This window comes from Acinetobacter sp. LipI_23, from assembly GCF_058243045.1.
In genome coordinates this window covers 353,313-370,207 of the sequence record NZ_JBZAYJ010000001.1, presented here as the reverse complement: position 1 = coordinate 370,207, position 16,895 = coordinate 353,313, and the positions used below count along the sequence as shown (strand labels likewise).

17 protein-coding genes are annotated in these 16,895 nt (G+C 42.2%); 5 read left to right on the top strand and 12 right to left on the bottom strand.

Translation table 11 applies throughout. From position 1 onward, the window contains the following. Positions 1–68: 68 nt before the first annotated feature. Together AC4CVD_RS01810 and AC4CVD_RS01805 are read left to right on the top strand one after the other, a co-directional pair. The gene (locus AC4CVD_RS01810; RefSeq protein WP_490751871.1) at positions 69–848 is read left to right on the top strand and encodes a class I SAM-dependent methyltransferase; all 780 of its coding nucleotides are present in this window, start codon (positions 69–71) and stop codon (positions 846–848) included. Between the two features lie 12 nt (positions 849–860). Next, complete coding sequence (locus AC4CVD_RS01805) at positions 861–1,421, top strand: hypothetical protein (protein WP_490751869.1); 561 nt, start codon at positions 861–863, stop codon at positions 1,419–1,421. Positions 1,422–1,479: 58 nt separating this feature from the next. Here AC4CVD_RS01805 and AC4CVD_RS01800 read toward each other — a convergent pair whose 3' ends face one another. From AC4CVD_RS01800 to AC4CVD_RS01790, 3 genes are read right to left on the bottom strand one after another with little or no spacing between them, the layout of a single operon-like run. Further along, on the bottom strand, positions 1,480–1,890 hold the full coding sequence (locus tag AC4CVD_RS01800; RefSeq protein WP_490753487.1) for a GFA family protein: 411 nt from the start codon (positions 1,888–1,890) through the stop codon (positions 1,480–1,482). 58 nt (positions 1,891–1,948) lie between these two features. Beyond that, positions 1,949–3,160: a TIGR03862 family flavoprotein gene (locus AC4CVD_RS01795; protein ID WP_490751867.1), complete on the bottom strand. Its 1,212-nt coding sequence runs from the start codon at positions 3,158–3,160 to the stop codon at positions 1,949–1,951. Positions 3,161–3,163: 3 nt separating this feature from the next. Then, the gene (locus AC4CVD_RS01790) at positions 3,164–3,823 is read right to left on the bottom strand and encodes a class I SAM-dependent methyltransferase (protein WP_171263841.1); all 660 of its coding nucleotides are present in this window, start codon (positions 3,821–3,823) and stop codon (positions 3,164–3,166) included. A gap of 85 nt (positions 3,824–3,908) precedes the next feature. Between AC4CVD_RS01790 and AC4CVD_RS01785 the strand changes: the two genes are divergently transcribed. Next, positions 3,909–4,082 carry a DNA gyrase inhibitor YacG gene (locus tag AC4CVD_RS01785; RefSeq protein ID WP_490751865.1) on the top strand — a complete coding sequence of 58 codons (174 nt, stop codon included), beginning with the start codon at positions 3,909–3,911 and terminating at the stop codon, positions 4,080–4,082. Positions 4,083–4,478: 396 nt separating this feature from the next. Here the strand turns inward: AC4CVD_RS01785 and AC4CVD_RS01780 are convergent, their stop codons facing one another. The 5 genes from AC4CVD_RS01780 to AC4CVD_RS01760 all read right to left on the bottom strand — a co-directional run bounded on the left by AC4CVD_RS01780 (position 4,479) and on the right by AC4CVD_RS01760 (position 8,913). Next, positions 4,479–5,123, bottom strand: coding sequence for an MBL fold metallo-hydrolase (locus AC4CVD_RS01780; protein WP_490751863.1), 645 nt, complete (start codon positions 5,121–5,123; stop codon positions 4,479–4,481). A 12-nt stretch (positions 5,124–5,135) separates the two neighbouring features. Then, positions 5,136–6,158 carry a ferrochelatase gene (gene hemH, locus AC4CVD_RS01775; RefSeq protein ID WP_114837446.1) on the bottom strand — a complete coding sequence of 341 codons (1,023 nt, stop codon included), beginning with the start codon at positions 6,156–6,158 and terminating at the stop codon, positions 5,136–5,138. 69 nt (positions 6,159–6,227) lie between these two features. Continuing rightward, on the bottom strand, positions 6,228–7,253 hold the full coding sequence (locus AC4CVD_RS01770) for a DUF4062 domain-containing protein (RefSeq protein WP_490751861.1): 1,026 nt from the start codon (positions 7,251–7,253) through the stop codon (positions 6,228–6,230). 131 nt (positions 7,254–7,384) lie between these two features. Further along, entirely contained in the window at positions 7,385–8,254 is an 870-nt protein-coding gene (gene murI, locus AC4CVD_RS01765; RefSeq protein ID WP_490751859.1) for a glutamate racemase, read from the bottom strand. Between the two features lie 47 nt (positions 8,255–8,301). Then, positions 8,302–8,913, bottom strand: a complete 612-nt coding sequence (locus tag AC4CVD_RS01760) for a DUF1285 domain-containing protein (RefSeq protein ID WP_114837444.1) — start codon at positions 8,911–8,913, stop codon at positions 8,302–8,304. A gap of 191 nt (positions 8,914–9,104) precedes the next feature. Here AC4CVD_RS01760 and AC4CVD_RS01755 point away from each other — a divergent pair, with 191 nt between their 5' ends. Both AC4CVD_RS01755 and AC4CVD_RS01750 read left to right on the top strand, forming a co-directional pair. Continuing rightward, a complete protein-coding gene (locus AC4CVD_RS01755; protein WP_490751857.1) occupies positions 9,105–10,817 on the top strand; it encodes an electron transfer flavoprotein-ubiquinone oxidoreductase in 1,713 nt (570 codons plus the stop codon). Positions 10,818–11,122: 305 nt separating this feature from the next. Beyond that, positions 11,123–12,055: an IS5 family transposase gene (locus tag AC4CVD_RS01750; RefSeq protein WP_490751855.1), complete on the top strand. Its 933-nt coding sequence runs from the start codon at positions 11,123–11,125 to the stop codon at positions 12,053–12,055. 454 nt (positions 12,056–12,509) lie between these two features. On the opposite strand, the gene AC4CVD_RS01745 is transcribed toward AC4CVD_RS01750, so the two are convergent. From AC4CVD_RS01745 to AC4CVD_RS01730, 4 genes are all read right to left on the bottom strand, one after another. Beyond that, positions 12,510–12,701 carry a hypothetical protein gene (locus AC4CVD_RS01745; protein ID WP_490751853.1) on the bottom strand — a complete coding sequence of 64 codons (192 nt, stop codon included), beginning with the start codon at positions 12,699–12,701 and terminating at the stop codon, positions 12,510–12,512. Between the two features lie 55 nt (positions 12,702–12,756). Then, positions 12,757–13,128 carry a hypothetical protein gene (locus AC4CVD_RS01740; RefSeq protein ID WP_490751851.1) on the bottom strand — a complete coding sequence of 124 codons (372 nt, stop codon included), beginning with the start codon at positions 13,126–13,128 and terminating at the stop codon, positions 12,757–12,759. 91 nt (positions 13,129–13,219) lie between these two features. Then, positions 13,220–13,990, bottom strand: a complete 771-nt coding sequence (locus AC4CVD_RS01735; protein WP_301437043.1) for a hypothetical protein — start codon at positions 13,988–13,990, stop codon at positions 13,220–13,222. A 3-nt stretch (positions 13,991–13,993) separates the two neighbouring features. After that, the gene (locus AC4CVD_RS01730) at positions 13,994–16,789 is read right to left on the bottom strand and encodes a type VI secretion system Vgr family protein (protein ID WP_490751849.1); all 2,796 of its coding nucleotides are present in this window, start codon (positions 16,787–16,789) and stop codon (positions 13,994–13,996) included. Between the last annotated feature and the right edge of the window lie 106 nt (positions 16,790–16,895).

The window sequence follows — 16,895 nt, the reverse complement described above, 5'->3', positions numbered from 1 at the left end:
GCATAAGCGATTTCATCGAACCAAATGTGTTATTTTATAGATGCAGAGCAGATAAAAAAGCGCAAAATATGACACAATTACTCCATCCTGCGGCACAACACGGGTTTAGTGCAGCTGCTGAACTTTATCAACAAGTGCGTCCGAGTTATCCACAAGAGATCCATGCATGGCTCACCGAGCAGTTGCATTTAAACGCAAATTCACGTGTGATTGATCTTGCCTCGGGCACAGGTAAGTTTCTGCCTTATCTGATTCCACATAGTGGACAACTCACTGCCATCGAACCGGTGACCGAAATGTTGGCTCAACTCAAACTAGCCTATCCACAGGTGGAAACTTTACAAGCCTTTAGTGACCATCTTCCCCTGCCTTCGCAAAGTATCGATGCAGTTTTATCTGCGCAGGCCTTCCACTGGTTTGCCAACATGGACAGTTTAAAGGAAATTCACCGTGTCCTAAAACCGCAAGGACATTTGGGCTTAGTCTGGAACCAACGCGACACTCAAGTCGACTGGGTCAATGCACTCGCAGAACAACTCGCTCCTTTAGAAGGAGAGACTCCACGTTATCATAGTGGGCTATGGCAAAAAGTCTTTGAACATCAACACTTATTTCAGCTCAAAAGCCTGCATCAGTTTGCACAGCAGCAAACAGGTACAGTAGAACAAGTGGTCTCAAAACGTCTCCTTTCGACCAGCTTTATTGCCGCAATGCCTAAGGCGCAACAGCAGGATTTAAAACATCACTTTGAGCAAATTGTGCAGCAGTACACGGGCAAACAGCCACAGGACGAAATCAGTTTTCCTTACATCACCTATGCCTATCACTTTCAAAAAATAGCAGAATAATAGGACACCGATATGAACCCACATACTCTTTCATTGAAACAGGTTCTACTGCCGCTTCTTTTAGGTGGCAGCTTAATCCTCACAGGCTGTAATAAAGCCAATCAATCTGCTGAGCAAGACACGCTTTCAAGCGATGATAAAATTCTGCAAGAACTCAGCTCTGAACCTGTCAAAAGTTTTGCAAAAACAGCCAATGATCCACACGATATTGCGCTCTTGGTCGACTATGACCAGCGCTTTAGCAGCATGAGTGATGAAATGGAAGATGAACTCATGAAAATGCGTGAGGCAGGCACGCTCACGGATGAATTTGCAAAAACACGTCAACAAGACAACATTCAGTCTGCACTGAATATGCTTAAAGAGCTGGATTTAAAAACAGAACAAGGGCGCTACATTCAAACTTTGATGTACCAATATTGGGATAACCAAGCCAAAATCATCCAAGATAAAGCCGCAGCACCACATGATAACGTGAAAGGCCTCGGTGAGCTTATTCATGCTCAAGAGCAGCTTGAACACTGGCAGTCGCAGTATCCTAAAGCTCAAGATATGATGTCGACAGGCTACTAACTCAATCGCGGAAAAAGAAAAGGGATCAGATGATCCCTTTTCTTTGTATGTGTTCTAACTATGGGCGTTCAGCATATTGTGGTAATGCATCACAAATGTTGTCCCACTCGGCTTGAGATGCCACAAAAATATGCTGCGTCGGCTTTTGCGCTAAAGGGGTATCTAAAGTGCCGATCCGCAAACGGTAAAACTCAGGGGTGTCGGCCTTAATGCTGATAATCGGTGAACCACAGTTGCCACAGAAACAGCGCTCTGTGCCTGCACTCGATGCATATTTTTTTACGACGTCCTGACCAGAGGTCAGTTTGAAATCCGCCTTAGCAATCGGTGCATTGGTTGCATATGCCGTTCCATTGGCCTTGCGACATTTTTGACAATGGCATTGAATAATATCGCCAATCGGCCCATCAATTTGATAAGTCACTGCACCGCATAGGCAGCTGCCCACATACTGCTGAAGATCCGACATCATGATGCTCCTTGAATTTTTTATTCAAATTAGCACAGCTGATTTTCAGTTGCATCGCTTATGGCGATTTTTTTGCCACATTCAAATACTGCATAACACCCTCACCTGCGGCACGTCCTGTTGCAAAACATGCAGTGAGTAAGTAGCCCCCTGTGGGTGCATCCCAGTCCAACATTTCCCCACATAAAAAAACAGCGGGATTGGATTTTAATTGTAGCTGCGGGTTCAGGCCTTTACGGCGCACACCGCCAGCACAACTTATGGCTTCTTCAATCGGACGAAAACCAGTTAAAGGAATCTGTAATTGCTTCACCTGCTGCGCCAATTGTTCAGGGTGATTCCAGTGATCTTTTGCAACCAACTCTCGCACTAAACTCGCCTTAGCTGCATCTAAACCAGCTTTACGCCAAACATTACTTAACGACTGTTTTTTTGTGGGTTTCAGACGCACAGCCAATTCTTGAACAGTGACATCTGGCAGTAAATCAAGCGTTAACACTAAAGGTTGGAGCTGTTTTTGCTGCGCACGCAGCGCTCGACCTTGCTTATAGACCAAACCACTTTCTAGACCATAATGGGTGATGACGATATCGCCCATACTTTTTTCCGCATCGCCCACCCATGCCGCGATACGTTTCAGTGGCTGCCCAAAGACGGGTTGCATATAGGTAGACCATTCATGTTCTACCCCAGCATTGCTGGCTTGAAAAGGCTCAATTTCATCGGCCTCCAACCAGTTTTGCCAAGCGCCATCACTACCGAGCTTAGACCATGACACCGCTCCGCAAGCCAAAACGATCGCATCATAGCTCTGGCTGTGCACTTGATCACTAAGCAAAGATTTAATTTCAAGCGTATGCTCTTTGAGGCTGAGGCATTGATGACGATAGTAAAACTTGACGCCTGACTCAACCAAGCGTTTCAACCATGCACGTAATAAAGGCGCGGCTTTCATTTCAATCGGGAAAATACGCCCAGACGTTCCGACATAGGACTCAATGCCTAAACCTTTCATCCATGCTTGAATCCATGTGGCATCCCACTTACGAATCCAAGGTGCTAGCCATTCAGCTTGATCATAACGACCGATAAACTGCTCCACAGGTTCTGCATGAGAGATATTCAGTCCTGTTTTACCCGCCATCAGGAACTTACGTGCAGCAGATGGTTTTTGTTCAAACACATCGACCTGAACATCATATTGGCTCAACACTTCTGCCGCCATCAAACCTGCTGGGCCCGCCCCAATAATTGCAATACGCTTTGCCATGATTTATTCAGCTTGATCCGAAGATTGCACCTGTGGGGTCTGACCTTGCAAAGCCTGAAACGCGTCAAAACGCGTGCGATAACCTTCAGGTTTGGTGATGATCAACTGTTGGCAGAGCTCGCCTCGTTCTAAGTATTTAATTTCAAAATGCGTCCTCGCAGAACTATCCGCGATGCGCTCTTTTACAAACGGTAACTTCCACACCTCAATCAACTGTTGCTGTGCTTCTTCAATATATTCAGGAATATTACTGGCTAAAGTAATTTGTCCGCCCACTTGTAAACGTGATATCAGAAACTCAAAAAACGGCATATTCAACCAGCGCTGTGCAGGATTATGCGGTTCAGGGTTGGGATAAAGAATAAAGAACTGTTCAACCTGCTGCGGTTGCAAGGCATGTACCACCCACGGTAAAGCATCGGCATGTACCAGCTGTAAATTCTGCTGACCTTCTAAGCCATGTTGTTTCTGCATCGCCACAAACTTTTCACGGGTTCGCTCAACCGCAATCAGCTTTTTCTCAGGATGATTGGCCGTAAACAATAAAGCATGTTTACCCTTGCCCGCCCCAATTTCCACACACAGTGGATCAGGACTGATCATTTGAAAATCACGAGGCGCATGCATACGCTGGGCTTGAAATTGACGAATCGGCATAATCAGATCAAACTAAGAAAAAACCGCATCAGTCTAACAACTGCCAACGTTTTTGCCTATTTCAATCCGAAAATTTTATCTGGAGTCGACCATGCCACACACTTTCCCTTGTCTCCGTTGTGGAGAAATGAGTCAATGGGAAGACAACGCCTTTCGTCCTTTTTGTTCTGAACGCTGCAAACTGATCGACTTAGGTGCATGGGCCAATGATGAATATCGCCTCCCAACGCAAGATGCACCACAAGCAGAAAACTCAGAAGAATAATATGTTTAATTTCATGATATTTTTCATATTTTAAGAGAAATTGTTCATTATTTAATATCTTAATATTCGCTTAAAAGGATAATTCGTCGACTATACTCCCCCAAAAATTGGTACATGCTCACAGCATGATCAAGTCACAAAAATAACATCCTAAAGGGGGATAAGATGAACATCCTGAGTAAGACTATTGTTTTAATTGGCGTTCTACTCTCGATCTGCCTATTCAGTTTTGGCATCTATATGCAAGATCTGTTGATCCTCTCGGTTGGATTATTAGTGGTCTTATTCTCTATCTTGTTTGCTCTAGAAACCCAACACATTTTGAATAATCCATTTCGCAAATAAAAAAGTCAGCAGCTGCTGACTTTTTTATTTTTCAATGAGAACACAAAGCGCTTAGCCTGCTTTTCCTGCCACAAAGGGGTTATGTTGTTTTTCAAAACCAATGGTACTGATTGGCCCATGTCCTGAAATGAACTGCGTCTCATCGGGTAAGCTAAAGCATTCACGCTGAATAGAGTCAATCAACTGCTGATGATTGCCACGCGGAAAGTCAGTACGACCAATTGAGCCTTTAAACAACACGTCGCCAGTCCAAAGCAAACCATAGTTTTTGTTATAAAACATCACATGACCCGGAGTATGTCCAGGGGCAAAACGTACTTCAAACTCTTCATTGCCCAGTTTAAGGACTTCACCACCTTCTAGCCATGTCGTGACATCCACCTTGTCAGGAACAGGAAAACCATAACGCTGCGAGACTTCTTGAATCATATCCAACCAAAAGGCATCTTCTTTATGCGGGCCAATCACAGGGACATCCCACAGTTTTTTTAATGCCCCGACTGCTCCAGCATGATCTAAATGCCCGTGCGTCAACCACAGCGCTTTTACTGTCAAACCCAATGCTTCGATTTCTGCTTTAAGCTTCTCAGGCTCTCCACCTGCATCAATTAAAATTGCTTCTTTACTGTCACTGTCCCAAACAATCGAACAGTTCTGCTGAAATGCCGTTACAGGCACAATTTTAACTTGCAACATAGCGTGTCAACCTCAATTCGTTTTGCTGGCTAATGTCTGTTTTAAGGCGTCAAGATTAGCCTGAACCAGCGTATTGAGCAATTGCAAATGATCTCCGCGACTATTCAAGGCTGGAATATATTGATACCGCTCTCCACCTTGAGACAAAAACAATTCAGCATTTTGAATCGCCAGTTCCTCTAAAGTTTCTAAGCAATCCGCTGAAAACGCCGGACTCATAATTTGCACCGATTTCACACCCTGCGCCGCCCATTCGGCCAGTAAGACATCGGTATAAGGTTTCACCCACTCTTGTTTCCCAAAGCGGGATTGGAAACTGATCGCCCATTCGTCCTCCGCTAGGCCTAATTCGGCCGCCACCAACTGCCCAGTGATACGGCAGCGGTCGGCATAGGGATCGCCTTTATCGGCATAAGGTTGTGGAATACCATGGAAAGACATTAACAGCTTTTCAGTCACCCCATGTTCAGCACGGAAATCGCGCACACTTTGCGCCAAAGCCTGAATGTATAAAGGGTGCTGATAATAATCACGAATAATGCTCAGCCCCGGCAAATTACGCTGCTTTGGAATCCACTTCGCGAAAGCATCATATAAAGGCGCGCTGGATGTTGCCGAGTATTGCGGAAACAAAGGAAAAAGTACAATATGATCTTGCGGGTTTTGACTCAACTCAGCAAGCAAAGGCTGAATGCCGGGATTACCATAGGTCATCGCAGGAACAATATTCAGCTCAAACTCAGGATATTGCAAAATCAACTGCTGTTGTAACGCGGCCACTTGAGTCAGCAAAATTTCTCGCATTGGAGAATCGCTGCCCCACACCATCTCATAAGCATGGGCAACGCGTTTCGGGCGAAACGGCAAAATAAATAAACGGAGAATAATTTGCCAAAGCGGTTTGGGAATTTCAATCACCCGCTGGTCTGACAAAAACTGATCCAAAAAGCGACGCACTGCTGAAGCTGTCGGTGCATCAGGCGTTCCCAAATTTGCCAAAATAACAGTAACTTTTGCTTTTGTTGCAGTAGACATTCAACCCTCGCGGCTCGTTTTCGAATGTCTCTACTGTAACAGTTTTCAGTTCATTATCTAAATGGATAACTACGAAGATTGAAATTGAAAAGGCCGATCCTTTTCCAATAAATTACTCTCCAAAAGTTTCATCGCCTTCGGGGTCAACTGCCAGAGCATGCGCTGACGATCATCTCGACCCGACTGAACAATCCAATCATTTTGACGCATTTGCATTTTGATACTGTGCAAAGCACGAATATTAATTTGCGAGCGCGCAACAGCATGGGCACGAGGCATTTCTAGACGTGCATCATTCAAACCAGTTTCGTTTAAATACTCATTTATGCGTTTGGAGAAATACTCTTCAGGAGTGGGGTGAATAAAGGTTGTCCCCAAAACCGAGAGTAATTGCGCCCAAGTCATCTGCTTTTGAATTTTCAGCTCTTTAAAATTGCCATCTTGATAGGCATGCATCCGATAATCAAAAGCAAAAAAATCATGCATAGCCACTTTGGGTAAAGACAAAAATGGATCGACTTCACGTTTACCCGCTTCAGTTTCCAATTGCACCAATTTGGCTTTGAGTTTATCAATTTCGTCATGCAACACTTGGGTGTTCTGCGGACGTACCCAACCCGATACAGGATAGCGCTCTAGCATTTGCGTCATATTCAAGCGAACGGCCATTTCCAAGTCACGCATGGTGCGATAAGTGAAAACCTGATCGACTTCGTTTTGGAGTAGTTTTCTAAACTCTTTGAATTTTTCACGCAGCTCAGCTTTGTCGTCATGTAAACATAACTCACGGGCATCAGGATCATCATGCATAAATACAATAATCGGCTTTTGTTTGGTGACCGCATAAATGTATTCAAGGTGCATATATCCCACCCCTGACACGGACTGTTCGCCATATTTGCTGCCCAGCAACAATATGACATAGTCACAGTCATCGATCTGACGACGTGCAAAAGCTGTTGAAAGTGGTGTCCGTTGTTCTAATCCCCAAGAAAAAAATCCCATGCCCACTAAAGTTTGGGCCAAAATGATCCGCTCTGGTTGCATCTCGCTTCCAGAAGTAGTTATAAACACTTGATAACGCTTATCGAGCATCGGTTATCCTCATTATTCTTCGCAGCATCCCATCCCCCAAATTCCATTAGATAGACACTGCGACTAACTCAAGCATATTAGGTTGCAATTTTTGACTATATATCAAAATACTCGACTTATTTGTTTAAAAATTAATCAGATATGTTTGAAATAGTCCAATTTAGTTCTGGTTCAAGCAAAAGTTGTAAGATGGGTCTCAAACTTTCTGCATTATTCCCACTGACATAACATTCAATTCGAACATCACTATCATAATTTCGTTCAAATAATAACTCATTTTTGATTAAAATACGGGCTGTTTGTCGTGCAACTGCCAGTCCAGAGTCAATTAATGTCAGTTTCTGACCAAAAATAGATTGTATCGCTATTTTCAAAAAAGGGTAATGGGTACAGCCTAAAACTAAGTAATCTGCACCCTGATCAACAACGGGTTGTAAAATATCTTTTAACGTGGCTAAACATGCCGCACTCATCTGTGCGCCGCTTTCAACAAAAGGCACTAAATCTAAGCAGGTCACTGGAATCACCGTGACTCCCGAAGGCTGTGCAAACTTATCAACCACATCTTTAATGAGCTGCCCGCGAAAGGTCGCAGGGGTTGCTAGAACAGCCACAGTCTTGGATTTGCTTTGCAATACCGCAGGTTTTAGGGCCGGAACAAGGCCGATAATCGGGAAGTTATCGCCATAGTGCTCACGTAAATAATCCAAACTAAAGGCTGAAGCGGTATTACACGCCACAACTGCAACCTTACAGCCTTTGCGGTAAAGCCACTCAATCGCTTGTGCAGTCAATTCTCGGATATTTTGATCATTGCGTGGCCCATAAGGCACATGTGCGGTATCGGCAAAATAAATAAATCGTTCATGCGGTAAATGCTTGGCAATTTCTTGAGCGATGGATAAGCCGCCTATCCCCGAATCAAATATCCCGATTGGCGCATTGGCTGTCGCTTTTGGCATAGGGTTGATCAGAGGAAATAAGGGCTGAATGGCACTCATGGGGACTCGTTGCAGTATAAAGTTAAAAGATCAATCAAGCTTAAACCTCAGGTGCCTAATTGCAATAGCAAATCACCACTTTGTAAGCACAGTTTGACCTGACCCGCCGCATCGTCGCTTAGCTCACCCATTTCCACCAAATGAAAAAAAGCAGCACGCTGAATCAGTGCATTGATGCCAAAACGAACATGCACATAAGGACGTAGCTCCCCTTGGAAGGCACGCATAAAAATGGGATGGTCTTCATCAACAATCACCACATCATGCGTGGTCGTGGTCAGTTGTAGGTAGATTTTTCCTGCAATTTCGACTTGCTCGACTTGATTGACAAATAAAGGTTCATCTTCAACCTCGATTTCAATCTGCTCGACAGGAGTTTTGAGATAAAACTTATCTTCTTCTTTCCAAAGTACCGTTGCAAACAGCTCAATCATGGCTTGGCGTTTGATCAATTGACCTTCGTGCCACCATTCTCCATTGGCTAAAACCTTCAAATCCATTGCGCCACAATGCTTTGGGTGCCATTGATCTAAAGGGGGGATTGACCTTTTGTGACCGGACTGTCCACCTTTTATGTATTGTGCAATACCGGTTAAGTTTTTATTATCAGCAATAGCTACTTTTTTCGTCGGATTTGCTGAGTTGTGCTGCTTATCCATAAAATTCATGCCTGTCTGACGGAAAAATAATATGATTCAGCCAATTGGCTAGAACTCGGTTTAAACCTATACTAGCTCACAATATAAAAGACACGATGATAAATTTTGTGTCTGGGAACTAAGAACACTCATGGCAGCACCGTTCTTTGAGTCAAAACGGTTGCCACCTTTAACCATATGAGGAGTCCTACATGGAACACATCGAACGTGAATCGATGGAGTTTGACGTAGTCATCGTTGGCGCAGGCCCTGCTGGCCTTTCTGCTGCGATTAAAATTCGTCAACTTGCAATTGAAAACAACCTTAATGATCTGTCCGTTTGTGTCGTAGAAAAAGGCTCTGAAGTTGGTGCGCATATCCTTTCAGGTGCTGTGCTCGAACCGCGTGCGATCAATGAGTTATTCCCAAACTGGAAAGAAGAAGGTGCGCCTTTAAATGTTCCAGTAACTGAAGATAAAACGTATTTCTTAATGTCTGCTGAAAAGTCACAAGAAGCGCCGCATTGGATGGTTCCTAAAACCATGCATAATGATGGCAACTATGTGATTTCACTTGGTAACGTGGTGCGTTGGTTAGGCCAAAAAGCTGAAGAATTAGAAGTTTCTATTTTCCCAGGTTTTGCTGCGTCTGAAATTCTTTATCATGCTGATGGTACGGTTAAAGGTATCCAAACTGGTGATATGGGGATTGGTAAAGATGGTGAACCAACGCATAACTTTACCCCAGGCTATGAACTGCATGCCAAATACACCATTTTTGCGGAAGGCTGTCGTGGTCATTTAGGTAAGCGCCTAATTGCCAAGTTCGATCTCGATAAAGATGCAGACCCGCAACACTATGGTATCGGCATCAAAGAACTATGGGAAATTGACCCTGCAAAACACAAACCAGGTTTGGTGATGCACGGTGCAGGTTGGCCTCTAGCTGAAACCAGTTCTTCTGGTGGTTGGTGGTTATATCACGCTGAAAACAACCAAGTTACTTTGGGTATGATCGTAGATTTATCTTACGAAAACCCACACATGTATCCATTTGCAGAAATGCAACGCTGGAAAACGCATCCACTGATTAAGCAATATCTTGAAGGCGGTAAGCGTATTTCTTATGGCGCACGTGCTGTTGTCAAAGGCGGTTTCAACTCTCTGCCGAAGTTCACCTTCCCAGGTGGTTCTTTAATTGGTGATGATGCAGGCTTCCTAAACTTCGCTAAAATTAAAGGCTCTCACACTGCCATGAAATCGGGCATGTTGTGTGGCGAAGCGGTATTCGAAGCGATTCAAGCTGGCGTTGAAAAAGGTGGTGACCTTGCCATTGCTCGTGTGCTTGAAGGTGAAGACTTCTTTGCAAAAGAGTTAACCGCTTACACAGACAAGTTCAACAACAGCTGGTTAAAAGAAGAGTTATATCGTTCTCGTAACTTTGGCCCAGCAATGCACAAATTTGGCACGTTCGGTGGTGGTGCATTTAACTTCATCGATCAAAATGTATTTAAAGTCCCGTTTACACTGCATGACTTAGTGCCTGACTTCAGTACACTGAAAACTGTAGATGCAGCAACAGTGAAACCGAACTATCCAAAACCAGATGGTAAGTTGACCTTTGACCGTTTATCTTCAGTATTTGTATCGAATACGGTGCATGAAGAAAATCAGCCAGCACACTTGAAACTGACCGATGCTTCTATTCCTGTAAATGTAAACTTACCAAAATGGGACGAGCCAGCTCAGCGCTACTGCCCTGCTGGTGTTTATGAAATTATGGAAGAGAACGATGGTTCGAAGCGTTTCCAAATTAACGCGGCTAACTGTGTCCACTGTAAAACGTGTGATATTAAAGATCCATCTCAGAACATTACTTGGGTAACTCCTGAGGGTGGTGGTGGTCCTAACTACCCGAATATGTAAATTGAAAACCCGCTTCGGCGGGTTTTTTTACATCATTTATATTTAATTTATTCAAAACTAATGTCCACCAATTTGCCTAGAATTAATTTATAAAAGTTATTTGGTTAACTAAAACACATAGTGTTCCTACATGTATTTACTCTAAAGTATTAACTTTTTTATATTAACGAATATCTTTCTCAGCATTTAATATTTGATGCTTGCTTATTTCAAATCGGTTAGAGATAGTCATCTTTGGTTTAGTCATACCAGGCTTTGTTGCACAAACCTATCTGTAAAGGCTTTTTCAGCGATATAATTTTCAAATGAAGAAGCCTACACACAAAATCTACCGCACAACCAATTGGCACGCATATAACCGAGCACTCATGAGTCGCGGAAATATTGCCATTTGGTTTGATCCTGCTACGCAATGGTATGCGCCATCAAAAGGCAAACAAGGGCGAAATCAAACCTACTCCGACGCAGCCATCCAATGCTGCTTAATGATTAAATCCTTATTCCGTCTGTCTTTACGTATGGTCACTGGCTTTGTGCAAAGTCTGATTAAACTTTGCGGATTAAATTGGATAGCTCCAGATTACACCACGCTTTGTAGAAGACAAAAGCATATTGATATTGTAATCAGCTACCAAAAAAGTAGCGATGGGCTGCATCTACTCATGGACTCTACAGGCATGAAGTTTCTAGGTGAGGGCGAATGGAAACGCAAGAAACATGGACCTGAATATCGTCGCCAATGGCGTAAACTTCATATTGGTATAGATGCTAAAACCCTACAAATACGAGCAGTTCAGCTTACAACCAATAATGTCAGTGATTCACAGGTGCTTGGTGATTTACTTAATCAGATTCCACAAGATGAGCGGATTGACTCTGTTTATACCGATGGAGCTTATGACACCAAGCAATGCCGTCAGGTCATTGCAGATCGGCAAGGGCATGCGGTGATTCCACCTAGAAAAAATGCGAAACCATGGAAAGATACAAAGAGTAGCTCGCTAGAGCGAAATGAATTACTTCGAACAATTAAACGTTTAGGCAGGACACTATGGAAAAAATGGTCAGGCTATCATCGTCGAAGTTTGGTTGAAACTAAGATGCATTGCATCAAATTATTAGGCGATAAACTCAGTGCAAGGAGTTTTGATAGCCAAGTGAATGAAATCCATGCACGTGTAGCAGTCCTTAACAGATTTACGGAATTAGGTCGACCACTTACCCAAGTTACGCCTTAAATTTGGCTCAATTAGGGGCGCTTTGCATTTCAAATCTTTGTGCAACAAAGCCACAGCATACTAAAAAATATTAATAAATACACATGACGGCTTTATCTTAACTAATTGAATAACTTAGCTTTATAAAAATCAATTGCATAATTAAACATGTTTCCCTTTATCCAATAATTAATAGTGACTTGATTTAAACAACCATATTAAGATTATTTAAAAAAAATACATTACTTAAAAAACCCACTTAATTTTATTTACTGCAAAACAATCAAATCATATTTTTTTCTAAAATTAATATTACCACCATATGCATTTCTAGTCTGCCCCGGCTTTGTTGCATAAATATGTAAGCATCTGATTTAAATAAATTTAATTTTGGATCAAAAAATAATCAAAACTTTTAAAATCATATAGTTATGAAATCTTTGTGCAACAAAGCCGTCTGCCCCTCTAATATAATTTAATATTTTCCATTTTTAATGGGGGTCCCTTTAACTTCAATTGTATTATCACTATAAGGAGGCTCTCCAACACCAGTATTTAAAACCAAACCAGAATCATTAGTGATATTACTATCAACAAATAAGTCATCAACCAATATAACTTTCTCTATTTCAATTTTTTCATTGTATATTTGGTCAACATGCCCCACAGGCAACTCATTTGGTGAAATAGAAGGGGCATTGCTACATCCAACAAAAGCGAAGCTACTCAACAATATTATATTTTTTATACAGAATATTCTTAACATTATCAGGAACAGTTTTATCCTCATCAATAATACTTTTAATATCATTCTTATTTAAATTTATCTTTTTTAAAATTTCTGGCAGCATCATACTATCGATTGCCTCTACCTCTGATGGCTGTTTACTTATTTCCGGATTTTGTTCTTTAAAATCCAAACCCAAATCTCCGACCACATTAAAATATACTAAAACTCTTGTATTTAGAGAATCACTATCATTATATAATACTGTACCTTTAGGCAGTACATAATATCCTCCCTGACCTGATTCTTCACTAAGTGAATTAACCAAAATAGGTTTTTCTAATACATGTATCTCTTTCTTATCCATAAATAAATCTCCATTAAACAATAAAAAGGATAAAATCGTTCCTAATAAAAAGGTCAAACTATAACTAAATATTTTTTTGAAAAATAGCATTTCATCTTCTCATTCTCTCTGATGGTAATTTTGGCTGATTTTTTGCATGATAAAATTTTTTAACATTTACCTTAATAGCTACATCTTGGCTTTCAAGATAATCTTTAAGATTATCCGGTAAATACAAATAATTTGGTTCTTGATATTTTGCTTTCATTGCGGTTGACAACATTCGTCCAAGCACTTTTGTTGAATCAATATATTTACTAGAATTTTTGGTAAAATTTCTCAACCCTACATTCATTGCATTTAAACTTAATGTAGTGCAATTAGGTCCTAAAGCAAAATATGGATCAACCAATTTATATGTTGTCCTAATATCTGAAGTGTTTAACCTAATGCCCTGATCAGTTAATTTTTTAAAAAAATTCATAATATTAAGAACACTTTGCGGCTGAACATAATAAATATACTCATAAGTTGTTCTTGTTTTGCTTGTTCCATAGCCACAAGCATTTTCACCTTGAATATATCTAGAAAAGCTCCACCATAATCTTAAAATCCCCTCGCCTCTGGGGCTACTAGCGCCATTCAAAGTGATTCCTAACCCCAACTCTTCTGAGTAAGTCTTACCATATCTGCCAAAGTCATAGACAATGACTGGTACATCTTTATTTTCCGTAAATATTGCTACAGCCGTATGTCCATAAGGGGATTCATGCTCACCATCACCATATGAACTACCGATTAATAACGATATCTGATAAAGCCCGATAGGAACTTGATATTGTGGATCACTTTCAAAAGGAACTGTACGAATGGTCTTACTCACCCCCTACTCTCCCTTTATTTTTTCCAAAATTTCATCAACTTCATCATTTCCGATTAGCACTTCTAAATCGGTATCTTCCGTAGTTGTTATAATTTCTGTTAAACCATCAATATTAGTGATGCCTTGAAGGATTTCATTTGTTGTTTTATTTTTAACCCTATATTTGTAATAGCTTAATGGCTGACTAGAAATTTCATCGTGAAATAAAAAACGCCTATGAAATTTTTTACTTCTAAGATCTGGTAAAATCATAAAACTATCTTCTATTCTACCCCCACCCAAAAACTGATGCTGCCCAGCCTTACTCTCAAACATTCCAGCCGTTGTCGGTAATACCCCTGCACCACTAATCTCAATTTGACTACCACCAGCAGTTAGCACGATTTTCTTATTGGCCTTAATTTCAATTTGCTCTTCCGTAGAAATAATCTGAATGCCTTTCCGCGCAATGACATCGAGTTCATCACCTTGCGCTTGGATTTCAACCTTGCCCTTGCCTGCATAGGCTCTTAGCCCGTCTTGTGCTGCAAAGAGGCTGATCTTGTCACTGGCATGTGCAATCAACGATTTCTGCGTAGAAAGGTTAATACTCTCCCCTGCACTTTGGCTGATTTGACCATCGGCTGATAGATAAATATCTTCATTGCTGCTGACAGCAACTGAGTTTGGTGCAGAGAGAATCATGATGGCTTGTTTAAATGCATCTGCCTTGTTTTGATCTTGTTGTTCAATCTGTTCTAAGAAGCCTTTTAAGTTTTCTAAAACTTCAAGCGGATCCGTCTGTTGATTCTTCGCCACTTCACTTAATGCTTGGCTATTGTTTAAAGTCCCTTCAAGTTGTTGTTTGGCAGGTTGAGCATCCAGATGTGTACCAGCAGCTTGATCTTGTTTATGGCTACTGAGCAGTAAACCGTCACCTGCTCGAATCGCTCCCCATTGATCAGTTCGAAGCTCGAAGCCTTCTCCTCGTCCCTCACTCGTCTCTGTTTCTTTCGGATGACTGAGGTTACCGAGGTTCAACTGAGTTGCCCCATGACTACTTTGTAGTTGAGTCGAGATTTGACCCGTAGTGTCATCGAAGCGGAGTTGGTTATAGCCTTCACCCTCTATTTCTTTAGAGCGAATCCCTGCCAGTTTCTTGGTCTCTGGCAATTGCCCCTTCTGATCAAATTTCGTTGGGCTGCGCTGCGCTTCATGAATCCGTCCAACCACAAAGGGGCGGTCAAGATTGCCATCAAAGAAATCAATCACCACGATTTCACCAATGCGCGGTAAAAAGCGTGCGCCATAGCCCTCACCCGCCCATGGGGTCAAGACATCAACCCATGCCGAGTCTGTATCATTGTCATTGGCGCCTGCACCGCCGTCATGGCTGTGGTCATCGTTGCGGGTAAAGAGGAAGCGAACTTTGATCCGCCCCCATTCATCCACATGAATTTCTTCGCCACTTGGTCCCACAACTTTGGCACGTTGTGGGTGTGTGGCTGGTCGGTGCGCTATCGGGTTATAAGCTGGAACGGTCGTGATGTGACGACGCTGTAAACTCAAGTGGTTGGCTTGGCGTTCGCTTGGCACTGTGCTGGTTTTGAGTGACCATTGGCTTTGTTTCAGTAAATGCTGAATTTGCTCACTCAGATCTTTGGGCAAGTTGTTTTGATTATAGAAAGTCTTGGTCGTGATCAGAAATTCTTTGTCTGCATCACTATGTTGATCAAGTTCAGGATGTTCATGTAACTCAAACCAATACCCCACTTGGGCATCACGTACGGTGCTCTGTGCAGTGAATTGTTTCGCCTGTTGGTTGTAGACATTACTCAGGGTTTGATTGAGTTTTTCAATTTGGCTGTTTGATGCTGTGGTCGCCTGATCTTCTCCATTTAAATCTTGCATCCATGCAGGGCTAATATGCCACGCTTGTTCTAAGCTGAGGCTGGCATTGTCTTGCTGTGTGCTATGTTGATGTTGGCTTTGGACTGAACCTGCGCCTTCTTCTTGACTCAGGTGATCGGCTTGCCAACGTTGGATATGGACTGCAGTCGGTTGTAGGCTGCGCTGCGCACTCAGACTGATGATGCTGTCCTGTTGTTCGGTAGCACTCGAACGATGAAAACGAATCTGTCGACGCTTTAAGGCTTGGAACTGACTGTTGTCATCCAAGAGTCTCAGTTTTTGGGCTTGAATCGGATGACTAGCATGAGGTACATACAGTTCAGCTTCATCAATCAGCCAGTTGATGCCTTCACTGCGCCAGAGCCGTGTTAGAAAGTCATAATCGGTTTCATTTGACTGCATGATGAAGGGACGAACATCGGTCTCTGTATTTAAACCAGAAAGATCAAGACTGAGGCTAGCAGCAAATAGCGGACTTTTGCTCTGCCATTCCTTAAAGAGTATTTCACTGACATCTCGCACACTTTTATTCATAAACACTCGGCTGTTGCGACGTTTATGCCAAAGTGCCGTTGCGTCTTCTAAGCGAAGTTTATACAGGGTCAGTGCACCATCACTTTGTCCTTGTTCGGCGTGGGTGATGATCCCTGTGCTGCGAAATAATGTGCCTTGGTCTGTGACCTGATCGACCGCGACTTGCACTCCGATAAATTGTTTCAATGGAATCAGGGCATTGGTTGAGAGGCAGATCAATTCAACATTTAAACCTTGGTTTAATGCATGGGTGCCTTCAATATGCTGTAAAAAGATGTCATGATTTAATGCAGCATGTGAAAATTGTGAATGAATGGCACGTTTTTGTGCACTTAACCCCAATTGCTCAAACACTTGAGTGATTGTATTTATCATCGTCTATATTTTTAAAAAGTAAGTTTCAGTCATCATTGATCGCAAACAACGATCATAAATTAGGCGCCATTATAGCCAGATCAATCCGACAAATGAGCAGAGTTTT